At 30.7% G+C, this 23,367-nt stretch carries 30 protein-coding genes; 13 read left to right on the top strand and 17 right to left on the bottom strand.

The features are described from left to right. Positions 1–131: 131 nt before the first annotated feature. On the bottom strand, positions 132–542 hold the full coding sequence (locus AC5SLL_RS01820; protein WP_494573498.1) for a VOC family protein: 411 nt from the start codon (positions 540–542) through the stop codon (positions 132–134). Between the two features lie 75 nt (positions 543–617). Between AC5SLL_RS01820 and epsC the strand changes: the two genes are divergently transcribed. The 3 genes from epsC to AC5SLL_RS01805 all read left to right on the top strand — a co-directional run bounded on the left by epsC (position 618) and on the right by AC5SLL_RS01805 (position 2,626). Further along, positions 618–1,196, top strand: a complete 579-nt coding sequence (epsC, locus tag AC5SLL_RS01815) for a serine O-acetyltransferase EpsC (RefSeq protein WP_494573497.1) — start codon at positions 618–620, stop codon at positions 1,194–1,196. After that, on the top strand, positions 1,196–2,197 hold the full coding sequence (locus tag AC5SLL_RS01810) for a cysteine synthase A (RefSeq protein WP_494586847.1): 1,002 nt from the start codon (positions 1,196–1,198) through the stop codon (positions 2,195–2,197). Before epsC ends, AC5SLL_RS01810 begins: the two co-directional genes overlap by 1 nt. Positions 2,198–2,293: 96 nt before the next feature. Next, on the top strand, positions 2,294–2,626 hold the full coding sequence (locus tag AC5SLL_RS01805; protein WP_494573495.1) for a DMT family transporter: 333 nt from the start codon (positions 2,294–2,296) through the stop codon (positions 2,624–2,626). Positions 2,627–2,930: 304 nt separating this feature from the next. Here AC5SLL_RS01805 and AC5SLL_RS01800 read toward each other — a convergent pair whose 3' ends face one another. From AC5SLL_RS01800 to AC5SLL_RS01740, 13 genes are all read right to left on the bottom strand, one after another. Next, on the bottom strand, positions 2,931–3,275 hold the full coding sequence (locus AC5SLL_RS01800; protein ID WP_494573494.1) for a DUF952 domain-containing protein: 345 nt from the start codon (positions 3,273–3,275) through the stop codon (positions 2,931–2,933). Positions 3,276–3,490: 215 nt separating this feature from the next. Beyond that, positions 3,491–4,051: a DUF924 family protein gene (locus tag AC5SLL_RS01795; protein ID WP_494573493.1), complete on the bottom strand. Its 561-nt coding sequence runs from the start codon at positions 4,049–4,051 to the stop codon at positions 3,491–3,493. After that, the gene (locus AC5SLL_RS01790) at positions 4,052–4,858 is read right to left on the bottom strand and encodes an inositol monophosphatase family protein (protein ID WP_494573492.1); all 807 of its coding nucleotides are present in this window, start codon (positions 4,856–4,858) and stop codon (positions 4,052–4,054) included. Further along, positions 4,855–5,439 carry an FMN-dependent NADH-azoreductase gene (locus tag AC5SLL_RS01785; protein WP_494573491.1) on the bottom strand — a complete coding sequence of 195 codons (585 nt, stop codon included), beginning with the start codon at positions 5,437–5,439 and terminating at the stop codon, positions 4,855–4,857. Before AC5SLL_RS01785 ends, AC5SLL_RS01790 begins: the two co-directional genes overlap by 4 nt. Positions 5,440–5,462: 23 nt before the next feature. Then, positions 5,463–6,170: a cytochrome c biogenesis CcdA family protein gene (locus tag AC5SLL_RS01780; RefSeq protein WP_494573490.1), complete on the bottom strand. Its 708-nt coding sequence runs from the start codon at positions 6,168–6,170 to the stop codon at positions 5,463–5,465. Positions 6,171–6,176: 6 nt separating this feature from the next. Then, entirely contained in the window at positions 6,177–7,019 is an 843-nt protein-coding gene (locus AC5SLL_RS01775; RefSeq protein ID WP_494586846.1) for a fumarylacetoacetate hydrolase family protein, read from the bottom strand. A 1-nt stretch (position 7,020) separates the two neighbouring features. Then, positions 7,021–7,890, bottom strand: a complete 870-nt coding sequence (locus AC5SLL_RS01770; protein ID WP_494573488.1) for an NAD(P)-dependent oxidoreductase — start codon at positions 7,888–7,890, stop codon at positions 7,021–7,023. A 17-nt stretch (positions 7,891–7,907) separates the two neighbouring features. Continuing rightward, a complete protein-coding gene (locus AC5SLL_RS01765) occupies positions 7,908–9,017 on the bottom strand; it encodes an ABC transporter ATP-binding protein (protein ID WP_494573487.1) in 1,110 nt (369 codons plus the stop codon). Between the two features lies 1 nt (position 9,018). Continuing rightward, positions 9,019–9,876 carry a carbohydrate ABC transporter permease gene (locus AC5SLL_RS01760; protein ID WP_494573486.1) on the bottom strand — a complete coding sequence of 286 codons (858 nt, stop codon included), beginning with the start codon at positions 9,874–9,876 and terminating at the stop codon, positions 9,019–9,021. After that, a complete protein-coding gene (locus AC5SLL_RS01755; RefSeq protein WP_494573485.1) occupies positions 9,866–10,741 on the bottom strand; it encodes a carbohydrate ABC transporter permease in 876 nt (291 codons plus the stop codon). Before AC5SLL_RS01755 ends, AC5SLL_RS01760 begins: the two co-directional genes overlap by 11 nt. Positions 10,742–10,803: 62 nt before the next feature. Beyond that, entirely contained in the window at positions 10,804–12,063 is a 1,260-nt protein-coding gene (locus tag AC5SLL_RS01750; protein WP_494586845.1) for an ABC transporter substrate-binding protein, read from the bottom strand. Between the two features lie 190 nt (positions 12,064–12,253). Beyond that, entirely contained in the window at positions 12,254–13,156 is a 903-nt protein-coding gene (locus AC5SLL_RS01745) for an ROK family protein (protein WP_494573483.1), read from the bottom strand. 5 nt (positions 13,157–13,161) lie between these two features. Continuing rightward, complete coding sequence (locus AC5SLL_RS01740) at positions 13,162–14,604, bottom strand: NAD-dependent succinate-semialdehyde dehydrogenase (RefSeq protein ID WP_494586844.1); 1,443 nt, start codon at positions 14,602–14,604, stop codon at positions 13,162–13,164. 96 nt (positions 14,605–14,700) lie between these two features. Here AC5SLL_RS01740 and moaA point away from each other — a divergent pair, with 96 nt between their 5' ends. The 7 genes from moaA to msrQ are packed head-to-tail and all read left to right on the top strand — an operon-like array spanning position 14,701 to position 18,904. Next, positions 14,701–15,693 carry a GTP 3',8-cyclase MoaA gene (gene moaA, locus AC5SLL_RS01735; protein WP_494586843.1) on the top strand — a complete coding sequence of 331 codons (993 nt, stop codon included), beginning with the start codon at positions 14,701–14,703 and terminating at the stop codon, positions 15,691–15,693. After that, positions 15,694–16,239, top strand: a complete 546-nt coding sequence (moaC, locus tag AC5SLL_RS01730) for a cyclic pyranopterin monophosphate synthase MoaC (RefSeq protein WP_494586842.1) — start codon at positions 15,694–15,696, stop codon at positions 16,237–16,239. Between the two features lie 6 nt (positions 16,240–16,245). Continuing rightward, on the top strand, positions 16,246–16,716 hold the full coding sequence (locus AC5SLL_RS01725; RefSeq protein ID WP_494586841.1) for a thioesterase family protein: 471 nt from the start codon (positions 16,246–16,248) through the stop codon (positions 16,714–16,716). Further along, on the top strand, positions 16,713–16,982 hold the full coding sequence (locus tag AC5SLL_RS01720) for a MoaD/ThiS family protein (protein ID WP_494573478.1): 270 nt from the start codon (positions 16,713–16,715) through the stop codon (positions 16,980–16,982). Before AC5SLL_RS01725 ends, AC5SLL_RS01720 begins: the two co-directional genes overlap by 4 nt. Then, positions 16,982–17,434: a molybdopterin synthase catalytic subunit gene (locus AC5SLL_RS01715; protein WP_494586840.1), complete on the top strand. Its 453-nt coding sequence runs from the start codon at positions 16,982–16,984 to the stop codon at positions 17,432–17,434. The genes AC5SLL_RS01720 and AC5SLL_RS01715 overlap by 1 nt, the downstream gene beginning before the upstream one ends. Continuing rightward, complete coding sequence (gene msrP, locus AC5SLL_RS01710; protein WP_494586839.1) at positions 17,421–18,320, top strand: protein-methionine-sulfoxide reductase catalytic subunit MsrP; 900 nt, start codon at positions 17,421–17,423, stop codon at positions 18,318–18,320. Before AC5SLL_RS01715 ends, msrP begins: the two co-directional genes overlap by 14 nt. A 5-nt stretch (positions 18,321–18,325) precedes the next feature. Next, complete coding sequence (gene msrQ / locus AC5SLL_RS01705; protein WP_494573475.1) at positions 18,326–18,904, top strand: protein-methionine-sulfoxide reductase heme-binding subunit MsrQ; 579 nt, start codon at positions 18,326–18,328, stop codon at positions 18,902–18,904. Here msrQ and AC5SLL_RS01700 read toward each other — a convergent pair. Beyond that, positions 18,891–19,238 (bottom strand): DUF779 domain-containing protein, encoded by a 348-nt coding sequence (locus tag AC5SLL_RS01700; protein ID WP_494580398.1) that lies wholly within the window; start codon positions 19,236–19,238, stop codon positions 18,891–18,893. The two genes, msrQ and AC5SLL_RS01700, sit on opposite strands and share 14 nt — an antisense overlap. Positions 19,239–19,283: 45 nt before the next feature. Next, a complete protein-coding gene (locus AC5SLL_RS01695) occupies positions 19,284–20,834 on the bottom strand; it encodes an aldehyde dehydrogenase family protein (RefSeq protein ID WP_494573773.1) in 1,551 nt (516 codons plus the stop codon). Between the two features lie 315 nt (positions 20,835–21,149). Between AC5SLL_RS01695 and AC5SLL_RS01690 the strand changes: the two genes are divergently transcribed. Next, entirely contained in the window at positions 21,150–21,395 is a 246-nt protein-coding gene (locus tag AC5SLL_RS01690; protein ID WP_494580397.1) for a DUF1244 domain-containing protein, read from the top strand. Here AC5SLL_RS01690 and moaB read toward each other — a convergent pair whose 3' ends face one another. Beyond that, complete coding sequence (gene moaB / locus AC5SLL_RS01685) at positions 21,396–21,896, bottom strand: molybdenum cofactor biosynthesis protein B (RefSeq protein WP_494586838.1); 501 nt, start codon at positions 21,894–21,896, stop codon at positions 21,396–21,398. An 18-nt stretch (positions 21,897–21,914) separates the two neighbouring features. Between moaB and AC5SLL_RS01680 the strand changes: the two genes are divergently transcribed. Continuing rightward, entirely contained in the window at positions 21,915–22,661 is a 747-nt protein-coding gene (locus AC5SLL_RS01680) for a sulfite exporter TauE/SafE family protein (protein WP_494586837.1), read from the top strand. A gap of 29 nt (positions 22,662–22,690) precedes the next feature. Continuing rightward, positions 22,691–23,281, top strand: coding sequence for a 2OG-Fe(II) oxygenase family protein (locus AC5SLL_RS01675; protein WP_494573469.1), 591 nt, complete (start codon positions 22,691–22,693; stop codon positions 23,279–23,281). The last annotated feature ends 86 nt before the right edge of the window (positions 23,282–23,367 follow it).

The raw sequence follows: 23,367 nt of genomic DNA, 5'->3' as shown, positions 1-23,367 counted from the left end.
TGAACAAAGTGTGTCAAAGGAAATAAAGATATAAAAAATATATATAACTGGCCTATATTTTACAAATTTATCAAAATCAATTATGACTGATCCAGATAGTTTTTGTTTGAAGATAAGCTGTTATTTAACAGTTATTCAGGATTACTTGTAAGAGTTTTAATTTCTAAAATGTTTTCGTTAGGATCTTTTACAAAGAAAGTTTCTTGCTCATATTTAGTACCCTTAAATCTTAAATAAGGTTCATCGTAATATTTAGTACCATTATCTTTTAATCTTTGTTTAAGAGCATCAAAATCTTTTCTTGATAAATGAACACCAAAGTGTGGGACAGAAACATTTCCCATATCAACATCGTGTCTTTCGTTTTCTAATTTATGAGCACTTGCGTGAAGGGTTAATTCATTTCCCCAAAAATCAACATCAGCCCATTCTTGAGCTGAATTATCTAATCTGCAGCCTAAAGCTTCGTTGTAAAACTTTTTTGCAACTTCTAAGTCACCGCAAGGTATTGCTAGGTGAAAACAGTTGGTATTTTTGTACATATTTTTTTCTCTTTAATTACTAGATATAATGACTATATAAAGATCGCTTTTAAGTCAATCTAGCAAAAAGATAAAATGGAAAAATTTTTACAATCTATAATAGACAGAGACCCTGCTGCAAAATCAAAATTAAGTTTAATATTAACTTATCCTGGAGTTAAAGCAGTTTTTTTTCACAGAATTGCTAATTTTTTTAGTACTGCTAAATTTGATTTAATTGCTAGAATTATTTCACAATTTTCAAGATTCTTAACTGGTATTGAAATTCATCCAAAAGCAAAAATTGGAAAAAATTTATTTATTGATCATGGTATGGGAGTTGTGATTGGAGAAACTTCTGAAATTGGTGATAACGTCACTATCTATCATATGGTAACACTAGGTGGAATTGCTCCAAGTATTAATTCAAAGGATCAGCGTAATATAAAGAGACATCCAACAATTGAAGATGAAGTTGTAATTGGCTCAGGTGCGCAAGTATTAGGTCCTGTTAGAGTTGGAAGATGCGCAAAGATTGGTGCTAATGCAGTGATTACAAAAGATGTTCCAGAAAAAGCTGTAATGGTTGGCATACCTGCGAAAAATGTTGGTATCGCTGATAGTGAATTCAAACCTTATGGTATTACTCCAGATAGTGATACAAAATCAGATTAATGAGCAACATTCAAAATGATTTTATTTCAGGAATTGGTAATACTCCTTTAATAAAATTAAAAGCAGCATCAGAAATTACAGGGTGCAATATTTATGGTAAGGCTGAATTTTTAAATCCAGGTGGATCAGTTAAAGACAGAGCGGCCCTTGCTTTAATTAAAGACGCTCAAGAAAAAAAATTAATTTCAAAAGGTGGAATCGTTGTTGAGGGTACAGCTGGCAATACTGGAATTGGCTTAGGACTTTTAGGAAATTCATTAGGATACAAAACAATTATCGTAATGAATGATAATCAAACTCAAGAAAAAAAAGATTTACTTAGAAATTTAGGTGCAGAACTAAGATTGGTTGCTCCAAAACCCTACAAAGATGACAATAACTTTGTAAAAATTGCAGCTAGACTTGCTGATGAGCTTAGACCATCAAACAATAATGGAGTTATCTGGGCTAATCAATTTGACAATACTGCAAATGCAAAAGGCCATTACGAGGGAACAGGACAAGAAATTTGGAAACAAACAGAAGGTAAGGTTGATGGTTTTGTATGTTCATCTGGAACAGGTGGAACAATTTCTGGAGTAAGTAATGCTCTTAAAGAAAAAAATAAAGATATTAAAATATTTTTATCTGACCCTAAAGGTTCTGCTCTTTATAATTATATTAAAAATGGTGAATTAAAATCTGAGGGTGGCTCAATTACTGAAGGAATTGGCTCAAGTAGAATAACAAAGAATTTTGAAAATGCTAAAATAGATGATGCCTATTCTATTGATGACAATGAAGCATTACCTATTCTTTATGATCTAATTCAAAATGAAGGACTAAGTCTTGGGACTAGCTGTGGAATTAATATAGCAGGAGCAATAAGATTAGGTAAAGAATTGGGGCCTGGAAAAACTGTTGTGACCATTCTTTGTGACAGAAGTGATAAATATTCTACAAAAATGTTTAATAAAAAATTTCTTGAAGAAAAAGGCTTGCCTTTCCCTAATTGGCTTTAAATATCAAGATGGAAAAATGATTTCACTTGAAACAGGGGCAACTAAATTACCTAAATAATTATATATATTTAGCAAGATTTCATTTAATGTTAAGGAATGAGTCTTGCTACTTCATATGGATTTCTACTCCTAGCAGTTATTCTTGGAGTAACCTCAAATAGTTTTGCAAAAAGTGCAGAAGGTTTTACCCTTCTCTTTCCAAGTATTATTACCGCAATTACAATTGTTTCATGCATGTATGCTTTGTCTATGGTGATGAAAAATATTCCAATGGGAATTACCTATGCATCATTTGCAGGATTAACAATTATTTCAACAGTAATTGTTGGCGTCATAAGATTTAATCAAATACCAAATCTTTATTCAATGATTGGTTTAGGTTTAATTATAATAGGTGTGTTAATGGTTAACTTGCTTGGAAATAATTAAACAATGATTTAGTAAAAAATATTATGGAAGAGTTTATTAAATTATCGAGACTCTATTCTTAAGTCAGGTTGTATTCAATAAATATATTTAAATAAATATTTTGAATGAAGTTTTTTAAAATGTTATATTGAATATATCAACAAAGGAGGTGCGATTATGAATTTATCACCACCTGACACTTAGCTGGTGTGATTTAATAATCAAAGTTAATAAGAAAACAAAAAATAAGTCCATTATTATGGATTTTGCGTAAATCGCTAAATTATAGGGGAACTCTTTTGGAGTTTCCGAAAGGGTGTCCCCCTTAGAAATTATCTGGTAATACGTGAGAACCATCATCCTTCAAAGAAATTTCAAATTCTTCTACAACATTAGATAAATCAAGTGGTGAATATAAATGGGGAAACATAGTTCCGTCTGATGCTTGTTCCCAAACTAAATGATCTAACTTTAAAGTATCAACCTTTAATAAAATTAAATCATTTTGATTTTGGTAAAATTTTTTAAGAGTTCCTGCAACTTGGTCATCACCTGAAAAGTGAATAAAGCCATCTTCTAAATCTTTTTTAGAACCTGTTAATTGACCTATATTTTTAACTTCTTGCCACTCAGATTTAGTGCATATTTTATAAACAAACTTAAAGTTCATTTAAAATTTATATTATTCAGTGAGGATGATGACAATAAGAAACTTCCCCTTGCGGGGAAGTTTATATTAACTACCTAATAGAGGGAGAAGATAATGTTAATTTTTGAATTCTTAAATTCTTTATAGACGGCACATCAAAATATTAAAACGATATATTATCATTATAGGTATGATAATATTGAATATCTTATTTTACCTGTTCACTTAATGAATGTTTACCAGGAAGAGTTCGGTTGACTTAAAAACTCTATCTCTTCAGGAGTAGATTTTCTTCCTAATACTATGTTTCGGTGAGGGTATCGATGAAATTTCTTAATTGCTAATGTGTGATCTTTCCAAAATTTTTTTATAGAAACTAAGTCTGGATGATCTTTTAAATATTTATCGAGTAAATAGTAGGCCATATCATGGTCGGTTATTTCTTCACTATGAATAAGTGGCAATAACATAAAAAATCTTTGGTCTTGTTCCATTTCATCTAAAAATCCTGCATAAACAGAATCATTAACTATTAACCTTGCTTTATGATCTTGGCTAAAGGCTTTTGGGTCATCTCTAAACATATTTCTTGAAAATTGGTCAAATAAAATAACTAAAGCTAATGAACCAAGGGGGCTATCTTGCCAATCATCATACTCATTGGAACCTGCCAGTTCATAATCTTTTAAAAAATTATTTTTTATTAGTGCATCAAAATCTTTATGTTTTTGAAATCTTTTTTTTGGTGAGGTTTCTTTAAACCAAAAATCTAATATTTTTTTAGCTCTTGTATGCATTTATTTTGAAATAGGTTTTAAAAGTTTAAGCATTTTATTATGAATAGATTGATTAGCTGAAACTAAAATATTTCCAGCATTAACTGCATTTCTATTATCCCAAGTTGTAACAATTCCTCCTGAAGCTTTTATAATTGGCATCAATGGGTGAATATCCCAAATTTTATTATTAGCTTGAAAAACAACATCAATTTTTCCCTCACATAAATGAGAGTAGCTTAACGCATCTGCAGTTGGAAATTGCATTAATTTTAAAACTTTTGGAATTCTACTTTGCTGCTTAAGAGAGACTGCTCCATGAAATGCTCCTGATACTTTAATCTGACTAAATAGTATTTTTTTTGAAACAGAAATTTTTCTTTTTTTACCTTTTTCAAAAACAAAAGAATTTTTATTATCAAAGTTTAAATAATATTTATTTAATATCGGGAAATTTGCTAAACCCACAACTGGTACACCTTTAAAATTAAGAGATATTAAATTACTCCAAGTTGGGTTACCTATTACAAATGATCTTGTCCCATCAATCGGGTCTATCACCCATGTAAAATCACTAGTTGATTTTTTGTGACCAAACTCTTCACCTATAACTTGATGATTTGGAAATTTTTTTTTAATTTTTAATCTGATAAATTTTTCAAATGCTTTATCAGATGTTGTAACAGGATCGTACCCTTTGCCTTTTAGTTTGTTAGATATGGCAAAAGTTTTATTGAGTTTTGAATAATAAAATTTATTTAAGTCTTTTGCTAAAGTGTTTAAAAAGTTTGAATATAATTTGTACTCGTTCACACTTAATAAGCTCATTGTGTTATGTTCTCAATTTGACTTTCAGCTTCTTTAATTGATTTTTCATAATCTAACGCCATCTGATCAGCACTTATTACTTCAACTTTTTCAATTCCAAAGAAATTTAATATAAATTTTAACCATGGGGTTAAAAAATCCTCTGAGCTATTTAATTTAGTTCCACCTGAAGTAATTACTAAATAAGCTTGTTTATTTTTAAGTAATCCCTCTCTTCTCCCATTAGGTTTAAACCTGAAAGTCTCACCAATTCTTGCTGCTAAGTCACACCAAGCTTTAAGAGTTGCTGGAGGGCCATAATTATAAATTGGTGCTGAAATTATAATGATATCACTTTCTTTTAATTCACTTACAAGTTTATCTGATAGTTCGAACATTTTTTTATGCTCTTCAGTTTGGTCTTTTTCTGCGATTTTCATTCCAGACTCAGTTAAACCACTAACAAAAAGCATATCATCATCTAAATCTCTATAAATTACTTCATCACCTGGTTTTTTGATTTTATCTAATAATTTTTTTGCTAATGCTCTTGAACTTGATCCTTCTTTTCTGGCACTTGAGTCAATTTGATAAATTTTCATAAGTATAGATTGTTATTAACCTATTAACCGAAGTTTTGCAAAAAGGGTAAGTAGTTTAAAATATAGTAGCCTAAAATTTGCAATTGGTTTGTTAAAATTAGAACCCCAGTTATTAAAAGTATTATGCCACCCCCTTTAGTTACTAAATTAATATTTTTTTTAAAATTCTTTGAAAATAACAGAAACCTTTGCATCAAATACCCTGATAAAACAAAAGGTATCGCAAGTCCTAAAGAGTAAAAGCTTAAAAGTATAATTGCTCTATAAATTGTTTCCTCTGTTGAAGCTAAAGCAAGTATTGATCCTAAAATAGGTCCTATGCAAGGTGTCCATCCAAAACCAAATGCCATTCCTATAATAAATACAAAGAATATATTGTTTGATTTTTTTGTATAAAATTTCTTCTCAATATTAAGAAATTTAATATTTAAAATACCAATCAATTGAAGTGAGAAAATAACTATTATACTTCCAGCAATAAGTCTTAAGATTTGTGAATTTTGTAAAAGAATTTGCCCTAAAAAGGATGCAGTTGCTCCAAAAATAATAAAAACAAAAGAGAAGCCAAGTGAAAAAATTATTAACGGCAATAAATTAATTCTTTTATTTTCTAAAATTTCATTTAATGAACTTCCAGTAACAAAAGAAACATAACCAGGTATTAAAGGTAAAACACAAGGTGATAAAAAACTAATAAGACCTGCTCCTAGCGCAACGACTAATTCTATCATATCAAATTATTCTTTTATAACCTTAATATTTTGTTTTCCAAGATTATCGACCGAAAGTTCCATTTCATCTCCATCTTTTAAAAAAATAGGTGGTGTCATTCCAAGACCCACACCCGGTGGTGTTCCTGTTGTCACTATATCACCAGGCATTAATGTTATAAAACTAGTAATATGAGCAATTAAAAAATTAAAATTAAAAATCATCTGGCTTGTATTTCCTGTTTGATGTCTATTACCATTAACATCTAGCGTTAAACTCAAGTTATCAACATCTTCTATCTCATCTTTTGTCACTAAATATGGGCCTAAAGGTCCAAAGGTATCGCCAGATTTTCCTTTAACCCATTGACCGCCTTTTTCTTTTTGCCACTCTCTCTCACTTATATCGTTACAAATGCAGTATCCAAAAATATAATCTTGTGCATCTTTTTCTAAAACTCTTTTTGCTTTTTTTCCTATTACAAAAGCAATTTCAACTTCATGGTCTAGTTTCTTTGAGTTCTTAGGTATAATTACATTGTCATTTGGTCCTATAATTGAATGAACAGATTTATTAAATAATACTGGATGCTCTGGTGGCTTTGCCCCAGTTTCTTTTGCATGCTCAGTATAATTCAATCCAATAGCAAAAAAATTTCCTGGTTGAGTAATACAAGATCCTATTCTTCCACTTCGATCTATCTCTTCTAGATTTTCTAAATTTATTTTCTTTAATTTATCGAGAGTTTCAAAATTAATATTTTCTGGATTTAAATCTTTGATAATTGATGATAAATTTCTAAATTTTCCATTTTTATCTATAGCTGCTGGAACTTCCTGGCCAATTTTTCCTATTCTTAATAATTTCATTCTATTTTTTATTTATTTTTTCAATAGCATTGTATAAAGAGCTATGATCAGTATTTCCATGTCCATCAGCTACTAAGTCTTTATACATTTCTTTTATTAGGCTCGAAATAGGCAAATGAGTCTCTACAGCCTTTCCTGCATTAACAATATTAGTCATATCTTTTAGTTGTGTTGTTGTTTTTCCTTTTGGTGTAAAATCTTTATCAATCATTCTTTTTCCGTGCGTTTGCAGTATTTTGCTATCAGCCCAACCTCCTGATAAAGCTTCAATCATTTTATTAGGATTGGTTCCTGATTTTTCACATAATGTAATTGCTTCTGCAACTGCTCCAATAGTAACGCCTACAATAATTTGATTAGCTAATTTAGATATTTGACCTGATGATACTGGGCCAACTAATGTAGGGTTACCCATTTTTTTTAGAAGCTCGTAGCAATTTTTAAACGTTTCTTCATCACCACCAACCATTATAGCTAAAGTTGCTTCTTCAGCTCCTATTGTTCCACCTGAAACTGGGGCATCTAAATAATTTATTTTTTTTTCTTTTAATTTTTTTGAATACTTAATGGTCAAAACTGGATTAACCGAACTCATATCAATAACAGTAGCTCCTTCTTTAATATTAGATATAAATTCATCACTACTCATTACTTTCTCAACTGCAGCATCGTCTGTAAGCATTGTAATAACTACATCTGCATTAGTAACAACGTCCTTAACGGATAGGGATATTTCTGCTCCAAATTCTTTTAATCTATCTGCTTTATCTTGAGATCTATTATAGGCTTTTAAATTATACCCTGATTTAAGAAGGTTTTTTGCCATGGGAAAACCCATGAGTCCGATTCCAATAAACCCAATACTTTTCATTATATTGATTATATAGCTTATATTCTCTGTTTGGTATCTTTATCAAAAATAGAAATATTATTTAAATCAATAAACAGTGTCATTTCTTTATCAATCTCAACATCTATAGAAGATGCAAATTTACCCAATAGTTCCTGCCCCAAATAACTAAAAGTAATTATTTGTTCATGACCAATATATTCATGTAATTCGGTTTTAACTTTAATTTCAGCAAAATTTTCATCTTTTGCCACTCTAGCAGCATGAGTTTTTTTTAAAAAAATATGTTCTGGTCTTATACCGAATAAAGCTGCAGAATTATTTTGTAATTCTTTATTGTGATTAAAATTTATAGTCTCATTTTCACTTGCATTATCTGGTAAGAATGAAATCAATTTATTATTTGATGTCAAAGAGCCTTTAATAAAATTCATTGACGGAGAGCCTACAAAGTCAGCAACAAACACACTACTAGGTTTATTATAAATATTTTTTGGAGTATCAAATTGTTCAATTTTACCATTATTCATTATTGCAATTTTTGTTCCCAAGCTCATAGCTTCAGTTTGGTCATGTGTTACATAAACCATAGTTGTTTTTAAATTCTTATGTAGTTTCTTAATTTCTCTACGCATCTCAATCCTAAGTTTTGCATCTAGATTTGAAAGTGGCTCATCAAACAAAAAGATTTTAGGCTCTCTAACTAATGCTCTGCCCATGGCTACTCTTTGCCTTTGTCCTCCAGATAGTTGCGCTGGTTTTCTATTTAACAATTCAGTAATCTTAAGCAATTCTGCTATTTTGCTTAACGATTGATCAATTTTTTCTTTAGAAATTTTTCTTTGTTTTAAACCAAATGTAATATTATCTTTGACGCTCATTGCTGGATAAAGAGCATAAGACTGAAACACAAAAGCTATATCTCGCTCACTAGGCTCCATGTTGTTTACTATTTGGTTGTCTATTAATATTTCGCCTGCACTAGATTCTTCAAGACCAGCAATAGTATTTAGCAACGTAGATTTTCCACAACCGGATGGGCCCAATAATACGAGAAAGTCACCTTCTTCAACGTTTAAGTTTATTCCCTTTAAAACCTCTGTTTGTTTAAATCTTTTTTCTAAATTATTAATATTTAACGTTGCCATGTTATCCTTTCACTGAACCTGCTGTTAGTCCTTTAATAAAATAATTGCCTGCTAACACATATATTATTAGTGTGGGTAATGCAGCCATAATTGCTGCTGCCATATCAACATTATAATATTTTACAGAGGCCGATGTTAATACCATATTGTTTAACGCTACTTGAAGCGGTGCATTTTCACCAAATGAAAAAGTCACACCAAATAAAAAATCATTCCAAATTTGTGTAAATTGAAAAATAATTGTCACTACTAAGATTGGTAATGATACAGGTAGCAATATTTTAAAAAAAATTTTAAAAAAACCTGCTCCATCAACTTTAGCAGCTCTAATAATCTCATCTGAAATTGAAACATAATAGTTTCTAAAAAACAAAGTCGTGAACCCTAAGCCGTACACAGTGTGAACAAGTATTAAACCAAATGGGGAATTTGATATTCCAAGAAAACCCAAGGTTCTAGCCATGGGAAGAAGTATTGCTTGATAAGGAATAAATGTGCCAAAAAGAAATAGTAAAAATATTAAATTTGCACCTTTAAATTTCCATTTTGTTAAAGCATATCCATTTAGAGCTCCTAGAAATGTTGAAATTATTAGAGCAGGTATAGCTATTTTAAGTGAATTAAAAAAATATGGTTTTAAAAAAACATCGCTAGTTCCTTCACCTCTACCAGCCCATGCAATTTTCCATGATTCAAAATTAATACTGTTTGGCAAACTAAAAAGGTTACCTTCTCTTATTTCGTTCATTGTCTTTAATGAAGTAACAATCATTACATACAAAGGGGTAATATAATAAAAGACAAATATTCCTAAAACTAAAAAAAGAAAAATACGTGATACTTTTTTTTTATTTAGCATCTTGCTCCCTTCTTAATTCTGAATAAAGATATGGTACGATTATTGCTGAAACAGTTGCAAACATCATGATTGCGCTTGCAGATGCTAAACCAACCTCACTTCTGCCAAAAGCCATTTTTGTCATAAATACTGCTGGCATATCTGAAGAAATTCCTGGGCCACCAGCAGTTAAGGCAATTACCAAGTCATAACTTTTAATTGATAAATGAACTAAAATTACAATTGCACTCATAAAAACTGGTCTCATCATCGGTAAAACAATTTTTATATAAATTGAAAAAGTGCTAGCACCATCTACTTTTGCAGCTTTAATAACTTCATCATCTATAGATCTTAAGCCTGCTAAAAAAATAGCCATTATAAATCCTGATGATTGCCAAACTCCTGCAATTACAATTGTGTAAATAGACATTCCTGGGGTAACCAACCAATCAAATTGAAAATTTTCAAATCCTATTTGATGTGCAAATTTTTCAATTCCCATTGTAGGGTTTAAAATCCACTTCCAAGCAGTACCTGTAACAATAAAAGATAATGCCATTGGGTACAGATAAATAGTTTTTATAACTCCTTCAGATCTAATTTTTTGATCTAAAAATATTGAAAGGATAACACCAATGAAAATACATAAAATAATAAATAAAGTTGTAAAAATAAATAAATTCTCAACAGCTATATGCCAACGAGGCATTTGCCATAAGCGAACATATTGGTGAATTCCCCAAAATTCATAATTAGGTAATAGTTTTGATTTTGTAAATGATATATATAAAGTCCATCCAATAAAACCATACACAAACCAAAGCACTACCGCAAAAGATGGTGCTACTACAATTTTAGGTAAATTTTTTTTTAACCAATACATTATAAATAAGTAATCTGCGCTACTAAGTTAGTAGCGCAGATTTTAGTGCTTTTAATTAAAAATTACAAAGATGCTTTAACAGCTGCTGCTAATTTTTTTGCAGCATCTTTTGAAGACATATTTGAATTGAAATGTTCAGTCACCACGTCAGTAATTGCACCTGATTGAGCTCCTTTAAGAGCCATTCCATGAGCATAACTTGGCATTAACCCACCAGCTTTACTAGCTGCATTCAAGTCTGAATTTGATTTTTTTGCACAATCATCAAAGTCAGCCATTGAAACATCTAATCTTGCAGGTATTGAACCTTTGTACATGTTAAAAACTTTTTGAAAGTTTTTACCCATGATTAAACTAGCAAGCAACTTTTGACCTTCTAATTTATCAGCTCCTTTAACATTGTAGAATACAAAAGAATCTACATTATAAAGGTATCCGTTATTAGAGGGTGTTGGTGAACAAAGATAATCTTTTCCAGGTGTTAAGCCTTTTGCAGAAAATTCTCCTTTTGCCCAGTCACCCATAATTTGAAAAGCAGCTTTGCCATCCATAACCATACCAGTTGCAACGTTCCAATCTCTTCCTGGTGAACCTGCATCAGTGTATCCTTTAAGTTTTCTCATTTGGTCAAATATCTTAACCATAGTTGAACCGCTCAAGGCTTTTGGATCTAAATCTATAAAAGCTTTTTTATAGAAATCATTTCCACCTATTCCTAAAGCAACAGCCTCAAAAACAGTAGCATCCTGCCAAGGCTGACCACCATGAGCAAATGGAATTATACCTGCGGCTTGTAGTTTATCTGCTGCAGCATTAAATTGCTTCCAAGTAGTAGGCATTTTAATTCCATTAGAGTCTAAAACACTTTTGTTAGCCCAAAACCAATCAATTCTGTGAATGTTAACTGGAGCAGCACAATATTGCGTAAAATTATTACACTTCATATGTTGTGCAACTTGTTTGCTTACTAAATTGTCCCAACCCTCAGCTTTTGCAACAGAGTCGATGTTGTAAGGTTTGATAACACCTTGATCATCATATTCTTGAATTGCAGGTCCTTTAACTTGTGCAGCAGCAGGTGAATCACCAGCTACAATACGAGCCTTTAAAGTTTGCATAGCAGCATCTCCACCACCACCTGCAACAGGCATATCAGTCCAAACTCCACCTTTTGCAGCAAAGTCAGCTTTTAAAACACTCAAAGCTTTTGCTTCTCCACCAGATGTCCACCAGTGAAGTACTTCAGCTTTAGGTGCAGCAAATGAAATATTTGGAACTAAAGAAATTGTAAATAATGCAATTAATACTTTTTTCATTTTCATATTTTTCCTTCTAGTTAATTTAAGTAAATTAAATGTTTGAATAGAATTTGTACAAATAAAATCTTTAAATAGTAAGTGCTAATTGAACACACAACTTACAATTGTTTAGACAGATTTTATTAATTGATATTGATTTAATTATTAATTTCTATTTGTAAAAAGAATAAAAATCACTTTTCACGAGAATTAACTAATAGTTACTTTTTCTACCCAATCTAGCAGCTCCTCTAACACCGCTAGCATCACCATATTTAGGTTTAAGAAAAACTCCTTCATATTCTCTTCCAATAACGTATTTTTTTACCAGATTTTGAACTTCAGGGAAAAAATCAATTGAATTAGAAACACCTCCACCAAAAACAAATGCATCAGGATCAATTATATTTACAATGGTTGCTAATGACATTGCTAAATTAATTTTAAATTGATCAATAAATTTTTCAGCATCTATATCGTGTCTAGAGTAAAGTTGAAAAATATCTTTAGTTTTTAAATTTGTTTTATGTTTTTTATTATATTTTTTTGCTAAACCTATCCCCGAAATAAAACTTTCTATCTCAGACTCTCTAAGGTTCGATGTTTCAAGGTTTTCTTTTTTAGCAGCCATATATGGTAGTTGATTATGACCCCATTCTCCTGCAATACCATTTGGTCCAGATACAATTTGTTTATCTATAACAAGTCCTCCTCCAGCTCCTGAACCTAGAATAATACCATAAACAATTTTATAATTTTTTCCTGAACCATCAATTGCTTCTGATAATGCAAAACAATTACCATCATTTTCACAAAAAACCTCTCTTCCTAAAGCTTCATGTAAATCTTTTTGAAATGGTTTTTTTTCAATCCATACACAATTGGGTGCATTTTTAACAAGACCACTTTGGGGTGAATGAACACCTGGATGACAAACTCCCACTTGAAGAGTTTGTGTTGTTTTTTTCTCTAATTCTAAAGAAGTGTTTTTTATTAATTTAATAATTTCGTTATAATTTTTTGGGCAGTCTCTTCTTTCTCTAAAATGTTCAGTTCCTTCTTTATCTAAAACTACACTTTCAATCTTTGTTGCCCCAACATCAAACCCTATCTGCATTTAACTTAGCCTTTAATTCCCATATGAGTATATTTAACATTAAGATAGTCTTTGATGGCCATTGATCCACCTTCTCTACCATAGCCGCTTTGTTTAATACCTCCAAACGGTGCTTCCGCAATCGCAACAAATCCTGTGTTAACAGCAACTGATCCTGTCTCTAATTGCTCAGATGCTAAATGAGCTCTCTCCATTGAGTTGGTACAAACATAGCTGCAAAGACCAAGCTCGTGATTATTTGCTCTTTCGATTACTTCATCAAATGATTTAAATGATAACATTGGAACCAATGGTCCAAAAGGTTCTTCTTTCATAATGGTAAAATCATCTTTTACATCATCAAATATTGTTGGTTCATAAAAAAACCCTTTATTGAATCCTGCGGGTCTTTTTCCACCTAATAAAACTTTAGCTCCTTCTTGCTTTGTTTTTTCAACTAGTGTTTCAATTTCATTCAATCTTTTTTGGGTTGTTAAAGGACCTAGTTGAGTATCAGGATCCATACCATTACCAATTTTTAATTTTTTAGTTTTTTCTATAAATAGATTTATAAATTCATCTTTCTTTTTTTCATGAATGTAAAATCTATTAGGAGAAATACATACTTGGCCATTGTTTCTAAATTTTGCAGCTATAGCCATATCAGCTGCTTTTTTAATATCAGCATCATCAAAGACTATAAATGGTGAATGACCACTTAATTCCATTGTTACTCTTTGAACTTTATCAGCGGCTTGTTTTAATATTAGTTTTCCTACTCTTACGGAGCCAGTAATAGAAATCTTCTTAATAATATCTGATTGAATTAATTGAGATGCAATACTTGGAGGGTCACCTGATAAAAGATTAACTGCTCCAGGAGGAACACCACATTCTCTACAAATATCAACTAACTCCATTACAACACCAGGGGTGATTGTATCAGGTTTAATAATTACCGAACAACCGGCGGCAAGTGCAGTAGATATTTTTCTAGCTGCTAAAATAAGTGGAAAATTCCAAGGCGATAATGCTGCTACAACTCCAACTGGCTGGTAATAAACATGAACTCTTGTGTCTTCAAATCTACTTTCAATAGTTTGTCCAAAAATTCTTTTTGTCTCTTCAGCATTCCATTCAAAAATGTCTGCTGCTCCATTTGTTTCACCAACACCTTCTGCTAATGGTTTTCCATTTTCTAAAGTCATCCATTTGGCTAATACATCTTTTTTCTCTCGAAGTTTATCTGCTATACGTCTAAGAATATAAGATCTGTTCCAAGGTGTTGTTTTTTTCCAGACTTGTAATCCTTTTTCAGCTGACTTTAATGCTTTATCAACATCAGCAGATGTTGCTTTAGAAGCATGACCTAAAACTTCTTCTGTCGCTGGATTGATAACCTCATAAGTTCCCTTGTCTGTTGAAGGAGACCAGTTACCATCGATGAATTGTCCAAATTTTTCGTACATTATTTGCTAAATATAGAATTGATCTTATAAAATTTTGTCTCAATTATCTAACAAATATGTTTTAATGTTTCAATTTAATAATGTAATTAAAATTAGATGAAAGCACTAACTGATACTTTTGGAAGAAAATTCCCCTACATAAGATTATCGATTACAGATGTGTGTAATTACAGCTGCACTTATTGCTTGCCTCAAGGTTATAAAAAAACACCTGGAGACACGAGAAGCTTTATGTCTGCTGAAGAAATATCCAGATTAACAAAAGCATTATCTGAATTAGGTGTTTGTAAAATTAGATTAACTGGTGGAGAGCCAACAGTTAGAAAAGATTTTTTTGATATCCTTAAAGATATGAAACAAAATTCAAATATTCCCAAAGTAACAATGACGACTAATGGTTATCGTTTGGACAAAATTGCAGAACAATTATCTGAAGCTGGCTTAGATGGAATAAATATTAGTATAGACAGTTTAAATAGACAAACTTTTAAAAAACTAACAGGACATGATAGGCTTGAAGAAATTTTAGAAGGCATAAAGACTTTACAAAAATTAAATTTTAAAAATATCAAAATTAATGCTGTTTTACTTAAGGGTGTTAATGATAACCCTGATGAGTTTAATAAATTTGGAAATTTTATTAAAAATAACAAAATTGACTTTAGATTTATAGAATTAATGCAAACTGGTGATAATTTTGAATATTTTAAGAAAAATCATGTTTCTTCTAATTTATTCAAAGATTATTTAGAGAAAAATAATTGGATCCCTCAAACTTATGGGAAAGACGCAGGCCCTTCATTAAATTTTATACATCCAGAATTTAAAGGTAAATTTGGATTAATTGCTCCTTACACTAAAGATTTTTGTCAAACATGTAACAGATTGCGAATTACCTCAAGAGGTGATTTGAGATTATGTTTGTTTGGTAATACTGGAATTAGTATTAGACATTTGCTGCAAGACGATGCTCAAAAAGATGAACTTGTAAATCTTATTATAAAACAATTGCATCTTAAAAAAGAGTCACATTATTTAGAATTAGGTGATACTGGAATTACTCCTAATTTATCAAGTACCGGGGGATAAATGAAAAACTTAAAAATTATAAATGAAGAAAAATTAAAAGATTGGGCAAAAGAAATTTTTCAAAAAAACTCTTTTAATATGGTTGATGTTTCATCTAAAAAAGAAACATTCCGTAGAGCTTTGGCTTCTGGAAAAATTTATGTTGGAATAGAAGTTTTTAATTTAATCAAAAATAAGAAAATGCCTAAGGGTGATCCCATTGCATTAGCAGAAGTATCAGCTGTACTGGGTGTTAAAAAAACTAGTGAATTAATTCCTTTGTGTCACCCACTAGCAATTGATCACACGGCAACAAAAATTATTATGAATGAAGATGATAACTCATTGGAAGTTTTTTGTGTTGTGTCAGCGGTAGCTAAAACAGGTGTTGAGATGGAAGCAATCATGGGAGTTAATGCTGCATTAATAACCATTTATGATTTAAGTAAAATAGTAAATCCTCATCTTAAAATTGATAATGTTAAGTTATTAATTAAAGAAGGTGGAAAAAGTGGATTGTGGACTAATCCAGATGGATTACCTGAATTTCTTAAAAATATTTTTTAATATTTAATGTCTGTTTATTTAAGTTCTCAAAAAGTTATCAAGGATTGGATTGATTATAACAATCATATGAATGTTTCATATTATCTTTTAATGTTTGATAAATATGGTGCTGATACTCTAAATAATATGTTTAAAATGGGTGAACACTCTGCAAAGACAACTAAGAAAAGTACAATGATTGTAGAGTCTCATATAACTTACAATCAAGAACTCCAACTAAATGATGAGGTTGATATTAATTGTGTTTTTTTTGATCATGATAAAAAAAGACTTCAATATAAAATGGAAATGATACATAAAGAAAAAAAATTCCTAGCCTCAACAATTGAAATTCTAGCTTTATATGTAGATCTTAATGAAAGAAAAGTTGCTGAATTTGAGGAAGAAAAAGTAAAGATTATGAATGGCTTTATTAGTAAAAATAAATCTGAATTTAAAGGTAAAGACTTAAAATTTTCATCTAAATTAAAAAAATGAAAATCAAATTAGAATTATTTGGAGCTAGTAGAGATTTTAGTGATAAAGATCACTTAGAATTAGATATTAAAGATAAAGCTTCAATAGATGATTTAAGGAATGAAATTATCAAATATATAGACAAAAATTTTCAAGGTAACGAAGACTTCATTAAAGTTGTAAAATCTTCTGCTTTTTGTTCTGAAAATAATGAAATAATTAGCGACAATTATAAAATCACAAAAAATCAAAAGATTGGTATTATACCACCTATCGGAGGAGGCTAATGCTTCATACAAAAATAGTAGATTATAAAAAAGATAAAATACTAACTTCAAACGCTGAAAAATTTATTAAAGATTCTATGTTTGGAGCATCAATTTATTTTTTAGGTACTGTAAGAAGCATTAATGATAATAAAAAAGTTATTGGAATTACTTATGATAGCCATGACGAAATGGTGATCAAAAGTTTTGAAGAAATTTATAATGAAACAGATCAAAAACTTGATATTAAAGATAAAGCTGTATTTATTGAACATGCAAAAGGTCATCTAAAATTAGGTGAAATAAGTATTATTATCGCAGTTGCTTGCAAACATCGTGATCAAGCTTATGTACTCTCAAGATATATAATTGAAGAAATTAAAAAAAGATCTCCGATTTGGAAAAAAGAACATTATGAAAATGAAGAAAGTGAATGGTTAAAAGGAAATCCTATTGCTAATGAAAAAGTTTAGATATTCAGAGATAACTCCAGAAAAAATTTATAACAAAAGAAGGTCTTTTATAAAGTCTATGGGCTATGGTTTGAGTGCACTTACCTTTAGTTCAGTTCCACTAATTAATGCTAAAGCAAATAATTTAAATGAGCCAGCTAGTTATAAAGATATAACTACATATAACAATTTCTATGAATTTGGTACCGGCAAAGGTGATCCCTATAGACGAGCAAAAAATTTTACTACCAGACCCTGGACTGTTAAAATTGAAGGTGAAGTTGAAAAGTCAATTGAACTTCCAATAGAGGAAATTCTAGATATCAAATCTGAAGAGAGAATCCTAAAACTTCGATGTGTTGAAGGTTGGTCTATGGTAATTCCTTGGTTAGGCTTTTCATTAAGTGAGCTACTTAACAAAGTTCAGATTAAATCAACTGCAAAGTTTGTAGAATTTGAAACAGTTTATAATCCAGAAGAGATGGTTGGACAGAGATATCCTGTTTTAAACTGGCCTTACATTGAAGGTTTGAGATTAGATGAAGCAATGCATCCTCTAACAACTGTTGTAACTGGTTTATACGGCAAGTCACTACCAAATCAAAATGGTGCACCTTTAAGAATATTTATTCCGTGGAAGTATGGTTTTAAGAGTGCAAAATCAATTGTCAAAATCAAATTAACAAAAAATATGCCAAATACTGCTTGGAAAAATGCTTCACCACGAGAATATGGTTTTTACTCAAACGTAAATCCTGAAGTGGATCATCCAAGATGGTCTCAATCCACAGAAAGAGTAATTGGGGAAAGTATATTAGCTCCAAGAATAGAAACTTTAATGTTCAATGGTTATGGGGATGAGGTTGCTCATCTTTATAGTGGTATGGACCTTAAAAAAAATTATTAGATAAATTGAAAAATTATTTCAAGCCCGCTGTTTTCTTACTATCACTTTGGCCAATTTATATAATCACCTATCAATTAATATATAATAAATTAGGTCCTGAGCCTGTTGATAGGATTGTAAATCATTTTGGAGAATGGACTTTAATCTTTGTACTTTTAACTCTTTCAATGACACCTCTTAAGAAAATCACAAATTCCTTAGAGTGGATAAAATTTAGAAGGATGCTGGGTTTGTTTGCATTTTTTTATGCTTCGGTTCATATGCTTAGTTATGTTGGTCTAGATTATAGGTTTGATTTTGAACCATTAATTGATGATGTTTTGAAAAAAAAATTTATTTTTATAGGATTTTCTGCTTGGTTATTACTAATCCCTTTAGCGATAACTTCATCAGATAAAATGGTTAGAATTTTAAAAAAAAATTGGAAAAAACTACATAGATTAGTTTATGTAATTTCAATTTTTGGAGTTTTGCACTTTATTTGGTTATCAAAAACAATATTTTTTAAACCTTTAATATTTTTAATTATCTTAATTATTCTTCTTTTATTCAGAATAAATTTAAAGAAATTTAATTTATCGTAGTATCTTCGGGAATACAGATCTCAGATCTAGTTAAAAATCTTCTACCAGTACCATTATCTAGAGAAAACATTCCACCCATACCTTTAACACAATCAATTATCAAATCTGTATTTTTCCAAGCTTCATGTTGTGTTTCACTTATATAAAAAGGAATGCCACCTATTTTACCTATCATTAAATCATCTTGTCCTACTTGATATTCTTTAGATGGATAACACATTGGAGCACTACCATCACAACATCCGCCTGATTGATGGAATAGCAATTCTTTACCGTGATCTTTTTTTAAATCTTCAATAAGCTTTAAAGCAGAAGGTGTCGCTGTAACTTTCATATTTATATGGCCCGTAATTTAATACGGGCCATTATAATATATCTGTTAAAAGAAGCCTAATTTTTTCTCACTGTAAGACACGTGTAAATTTTTCACCTGTCTGTAGTGATTAAGCATCATTTTGTGGGTTTCTCTACCAATACCAGATTGTTTGTAACCTCCAAAAGCAGCATGAGCCGGATAAGCATGGTAACAATTAGTCCAAACTCTTCCTGCCTGGATTCCTCTTCCCATTCTATAGGCTATGTTACCATTTCTAGTCCATACACCAGCACCTAACCCATAAAGAGTATCGTTAGCAATTTCTAATGCTTCCGCTTCATCTTTAAATTTAGTAACTGAAACTACTGGTCCAAAAATTTCTTCTTGAAAAACTCTCATAGAGTTTTTTCCTTCAAAGATAGTTGGTTCAATGTAGTTACCTTTTTCAAGACCACTATTTACTTTCGCAACATTTCCACCACATAGAACTTTGGCACCTTCTTTCTTACCTAAATCTAAATAAGATTTTATTTTTTCCATTTGTTCTACCGATGCTTGTGCACCAATCATAGTTTCCATCTGCAAAGGATTTCCTTGTTTAACAGCTTTAGTTCTAGCTACAGCTTTTTCCATAAATTTATCATAGATAGACTCTTGAACTAGCGCTCTACTAGGGCAAGTACAAACCTCACCTTGGTTAAGAGTAAACATTGCAAATCCTTCCATACACTTATCAAAGAAATCGTCATCATGATCCATGACATCTTCAAAGAAAACATTTGGAGATTTTCCACCTAATTCTAAAGTTATTGGAATTAAGTTTTGTGATGCATATTGCATAATTAAACGTCCAGTTGTTGTCTCACCAGTAAAAGCAATTTTTCTAATTCTTTTAGATGAAGCTAATGGTTTACCGGCCTCAAGACCAAAGCCACTTACAACGTTAACAACTCCTGGAGGTAATAAGTCTCCAATAAGTTCCATTAAAAGTAAGATAGACGCTGGTGTTTGTTCAGCTGGTTTTAGAACTACACAGTTACCTGCAGCAAGTGCTGGTGCAAGTTTCCATGTTGCCATTAACAATGGAAAGTTCCATGGTATAATCTGACCAACTACACCAAGAGGTTCAGGTATATGATAAGAATATTCACTATTGCTTATCTCAGCGACCGAACCTTCTTCTGCTCTTATTACTCCAGCAAAATATCTCCAGTGATCAACAACTAATGGTAAATCTGCTGCCATACATTCTCTAATTGGCTTTCCATTATCTAAACACTCAGCAGTAGCTAATAGTTCTAGATTTTTTTCAATTACATCTGCTATTTTAAGCAGCATGTTTGATCTTTCAGTTATTGAAGTAACTCCCCATGTAGGAAATGCAGCGTGTGCAGCATCTAAAGCAGCATCAACATCTTTAGCATCAGATCTTGGAACAGAGCAAATAACTTCATTATTAATTGGGCTTACGTTATCAAAATATTTACCTGATTTTGGTTTAACGAATTTACCCCCTATAAAATTTCCATATTGCTCTTTAAAAGGAAATTTAACTTTAAGGTGAGATGTATCCAGTAAAGGAGACTTCCCAGCTTTGATTGTTTCTGTACTCATCTTTTTTACCTTTCTTGTTTTTTTATTTTTTAGCGTATTATTTATTCTAGAATTTTTAGAACGCTTCTTAGTCGCAGACCTTTTGGTCACAACTTTTTTATTTTTTTTTATTTTTCTAGATCTATTGACCAACTTAGATTTTTTCTTTTTGGCCTTAGTTTTTTTCTTTTTGGCTTTTTTTTTCTTTTTAGTCGCCATAATTAATTTAACCAAAGAAACTGCGTAGGATCTACTTTTATAAAAATTTTATTTCTACCAACGATTGAATTAAACCTACATCTTGTGCTTAATTAAAATGTGTCTAATATTTTATTTATGACTAAAGATAAAAAACAAGAATTACAATCAGCTACTTTTGAGAGACTACTTAAACATTTAAATGAGAGAAAAGATGTTCAAAATATAGATATTATGAACCTTGCTGGTTTTTGTAGAAACTGTTTATCAAAATGGTATCGAGAAGAAGCTGAGAAAAGAGGCGTTGAAATTTCAGACCTAGATGCACGTGAGCATGTGTATGGTATGCCTTATTCTGAGTGGAAAGAAAAATATCAAAAATAATTATTTTTCTTTAAGTCTTGGAAATAACTCTACAAAATTACAAGGTTTATGATTTACATCTAACTGGTGTTTTAAAATTCCATCCCAGGCATCCGTGACCCCACCTGAAGATCCTGGTAAAGCAAACACATACTTACCGTTAGCCAGTACAGCACAAGCTCTAGATTGAATGGCAGATGTACCAACTGTTTTTAAACTTATCGTTCTAAACACCTCTCCAAAACCTGGAATATGTTTGTCAGCTATCTCGTTTATTGCCTCTGGTGTAATATCTCGACCCGTAAGTCCAGTGCCACCTGTTGTAATTACAACGTCTATATCAGATTGATTGATCCAATCTTTAATGATTTTAATAATCTCTTCCTTGTTATCTTTACAAATTTTTCTATCTACCAATTTATGTTTAGCCTCCTCTATTTTTTTTACTAAGATCGCACCTGACTTATCATTCTCAAAAGTTCTGGTGTCCGTAACAGTTAAAAGTGCTATATTTACAATCATAAATTTAAAATAATTATTATGATTATATTATCATTTTTATTTCTTCTAACAGCAACTTTATACTCTAGTGTTGGATTTGGTGGTGGTTCTACGTATTTAGCTCTTCTGTTAATTTGGGATGTTCCTTACTTAATCTTTCCTGTAATTGCCCTCTTTTGTAATATTATTGTCGTATCAGGAAATTGTATTAATTATATTAAAGCTGGAAATATTAATCTTAAGATCCTTGCCCCATTTTTAATATCATCTGTACCACTTGCATTTATAGGTGGCTCTTTATCAATAAATAAAGAAATTTTTGAAATTTTACTTTTTGTAGTCTTAACACTAGCAGGAGCTCTACTTCTTGTGAAATTTAAATCTTTTGATCAAAAGATTGAAGTTTATAAAAAGATACCAAAAATGTTATCATCATTAATAGGCGCATCTATTGGATTTGTGTCTGGTGTAGTTGGAATTGGTGGTGGAATTTTCTTAAGCCCCATATTGTTATTGATTAGAGCAGATAAAGTAAAAAATATTGCAACTGCCGCATCATTATTCATACTGATTAATTCTCTATCAGGTCTTGCTGGTCAATCTACAAAGTCATCAACAATAAATGGGCTTTACGATTATTGGCCTTTATTTCTGCTTGTTTTAATAGGCGGTCAACTAGGAAATTATTTAAATCTTAAAATTTTTCCTGCAAGAATGTTGGCTCTAGTGACATCAGCACTTGTCATATTTGTCGCTATTCGAATAGGATTGAAGTTGTTTGCATAACGGAAGTATTAAATTATTATAGATAAAATATGAAAACATTTAGAGCTTTTGGACCAACTATAGGAAAAACAAAGTTATCCAAAAAAATTATTAGTATATTAAATAATCACGTTGATAAGACCCAATCATCTATAAAAAATGATTATAGTTCTAAACTAGCAAGTCAAATTAAGAGTGAAATTAAGATACCTAAAACAATAGTTAATAAAAATTTGTCTAAAGAAATAATAAAAAATATCAAAGTTTATCTTGATAAGTCAGAAGTTAAAAAAATTAAAGAAATTAAGATAATTAACCTATGGGTAGTAAGACAATTAAAAAATGAGTATAACCCCATTCATTATCATGGAGGACAATTATCAGGGGTTGGCTATCTTAAAATCCCAAAAGATATGAATCAAAATAAATTTCTTAAGAATAAAAAGATTAAAACTAATGGAACTATTGATTTTATCAATGGTCAGAAAAATTTTTTAAGTAAAAGCATCTACAATTTAAACCCTAAATTAGGGGATTTATTAATTTTTCCCAATTATTTAATGCACACAGCTTACCCATTTAATGTTGATGGTGAGAGAAGATCTTTTTCATTTAATGCTAAAATATTATTTAAGAAGTGATTTACTAATCAGTCTATTAGATATATAAATACACTAACCGATTTGATCCATATTGCAGGTACTAACTGCTAAAAAGGAAATCATTA

This window comes from Candidatus Pelagibacter sp. PS_43 (assembly GCF_059417795.1).
The sequence above is the reverse complement of the archived record's forward strand: the minus strand, read 5'-3'. Positions and strand labels throughout refer to the sequence as shown.

Coding starts and splice junctions, on each gene's coding strand:
- moaB (WP_494586838.1), bottom strand. CDS start 21,896: ATGATTGTAAATATAGCACTTTTAACTGTTACGGACACCAGAACTTTT.
- AC5SLL_RS01765 (WP_494573487.1), bottom strand. CDS start 9,017: ATGGCAACGTTAAATATTAATAATTTAGAAAAAAGATTTAAACAAACA.
- moaC (WP_494586842.1), top strand. CDS start 15,694: ATGAAAAACTTAAAAATTATAAATGAAGAAAAATTAAAAGATTGGGCA.
- AC5SLL_RS01675 (WP_494573469.1), top strand. CDS start 22,691: ATGAAAACATTTAGAGCTTTTGGACCAACTATAGGAAAAACAAAGTTA.
- AC5SLL_RS01690 (WP_494580397.1), top strand. CDS start 21,150: ATGACTAAAGATAAAAAACAAGAATTACAATCAGCTACTTTTGAGAGA.
- AC5SLL_RS01780 (WP_494573490.1), bottom strand. CDS start 6,170: ATGATAGAATTAGTCGTTGCGCTAGGAGCAGGTCTTATTAGTTTTTTA.
- epsC (WP_494573497.1), top strand. CDS start 618: ATGGAAAAATTTTTACAATCTATAATAGACAGAGACCCTGCTGCAAAA.
- moaA (WP_494586843.1), top strand. CDS start 14,701: ATGAAAGCACTAACTGATACTTTTGGAAGAAAATTCCCCTACATAAGA.
- AC5SLL_RS01810 (WP_494586847.1), top strand. CDS start 1,196: ATGAGCAACATTCAAAATGATTTTATTTCAGGAATTGGTAATACTCCT.
- AC5SLL_RS01785 (WP_494573491.1), bottom strand. CDS start 5,439: ATGAAAATTTATCAAATTGACTCAAGTGCCAGAAAAGAAGGATCAAGT.
- AC5SLL_RS01720 (WP_494573478.1), top strand. CDS start 16,713: ATGAAAATCAAATTAGAATTATTTGGAGCTAGTAGAGATTTTAGTGAT.
- AC5SLL_RS01755 (WP_494573485.1), bottom strand. CDS start 10,741: ATGTATTGGTTAAAAAAAAATTTACCTAAAATTGTAGTAGCACCATCT.
- AC5SLL_RS01680 (WP_494586837.1), top strand. CDS start 21,915: ATGATTATATTATCATTTTTATTTCTTCTAACAGCAACTTTATACTCT.
- AC5SLL_RS01700 (WP_494580398.1), bottom strand. CDS start 19,238: ATGAAAGTTACAGCGACACCTTCTGCTTTAAAGCTTATTGAAGATTTA.
- AC5SLL_RS01745 (WP_494573483.1), bottom strand. CDS start 13,156: ATGCAGATAGGGTTTGATGTTGGGGCAACAAAGATTGAAAGTGTAGTT.
- AC5SLL_RS01695 (WP_494573773.1), bottom strand. CDS start 20,834: ATGAGTACAGAAACAATCAAAGCTGGGAAGTCTCCTTTACTGGATACA.
- AC5SLL_RS01790 (WP_494573492.1), bottom strand. CDS start 4,858: ATGAGCTTATTAAGTGTGAACGAGTACAAATTATATTCAAACTTTTTA.
- AC5SLL_RS01750 (WP_494586845.1), bottom strand. CDS start 12,063: ATGAAAATGAAAAAAGTATTAATTGCATTATTTACAATTTCTTTAGTT.
- AC5SLL_RS01775 (WP_494586846.1), bottom strand. CDS start 7,019: ATGAAATTATTAAGAATAGGAAAAATTGGCCAGGAAGTTCCAGCAGCT.
- AC5SLL_RS01725 (WP_494586841.1), top strand. CDS start 16,246: ATGTCTGTTTATTTAAGTTCTCAAAAAGTTATCAAGGATTGGATTGAT.
- msrP (WP_494586839.1), top strand. CDS start 17,421: ATGAAAAAGTTTAGATATTCAGAGATAACTCCAGAAAAAATTTATAAC.
- AC5SLL_RS01770 (WP_494573488.1), bottom strand. CDS start 7,890: ATGAAAAGTATTGGGTTTATTGGAATCGGACTCATGGGTTTTCCCATG.
- AC5SLL_RS01740 (WP_494586844.1), bottom strand. CDS start 14,604: ATGTACGAAAAATTTGGACAATTCATCGATGGTAACTGGTCTCCTTCA.
- AC5SLL_RS01800 (WP_494573494.1), bottom strand. CDS start 3,275: ATGAACTTTAAGTTTGTTTATAAAATATGCACTAAATCTGAGTGGCAA.
- AC5SLL_RS01715 (WP_494586840.1), top strand. CDS start 16,982: ATGCTTCATACAAAAATAGTAGATTATAAAAAAGATAAAATACTAACT.
- AC5SLL_RS01795 (WP_494573493.1), bottom strand. CDS start 4,051: ATGCATACAAGAGCTAAAAAAATATTAGATTTTTGGTTTAAAGAAACC.
- AC5SLL_RS01805 (WP_494573495.1), top strand. CDS start 2,294: ATGAGTCTTGCTACTTCATATGGATTTCTACTCCTAGCAGTTATTCTT.
- AC5SLL_RS01820 (WP_494573498.1), bottom strand. CDS start 542: ATGTACAAAAATACCAACTGTTTTCACCTAGCAATACCTTGCGGTGAC.
- AC5SLL_RS01760 (WP_494573486.1), bottom strand. CDS start 9,876: ATGCTAAATAAAAAAAAAGTATCACGTATTTTTCTTTTTTTAGTTTTA.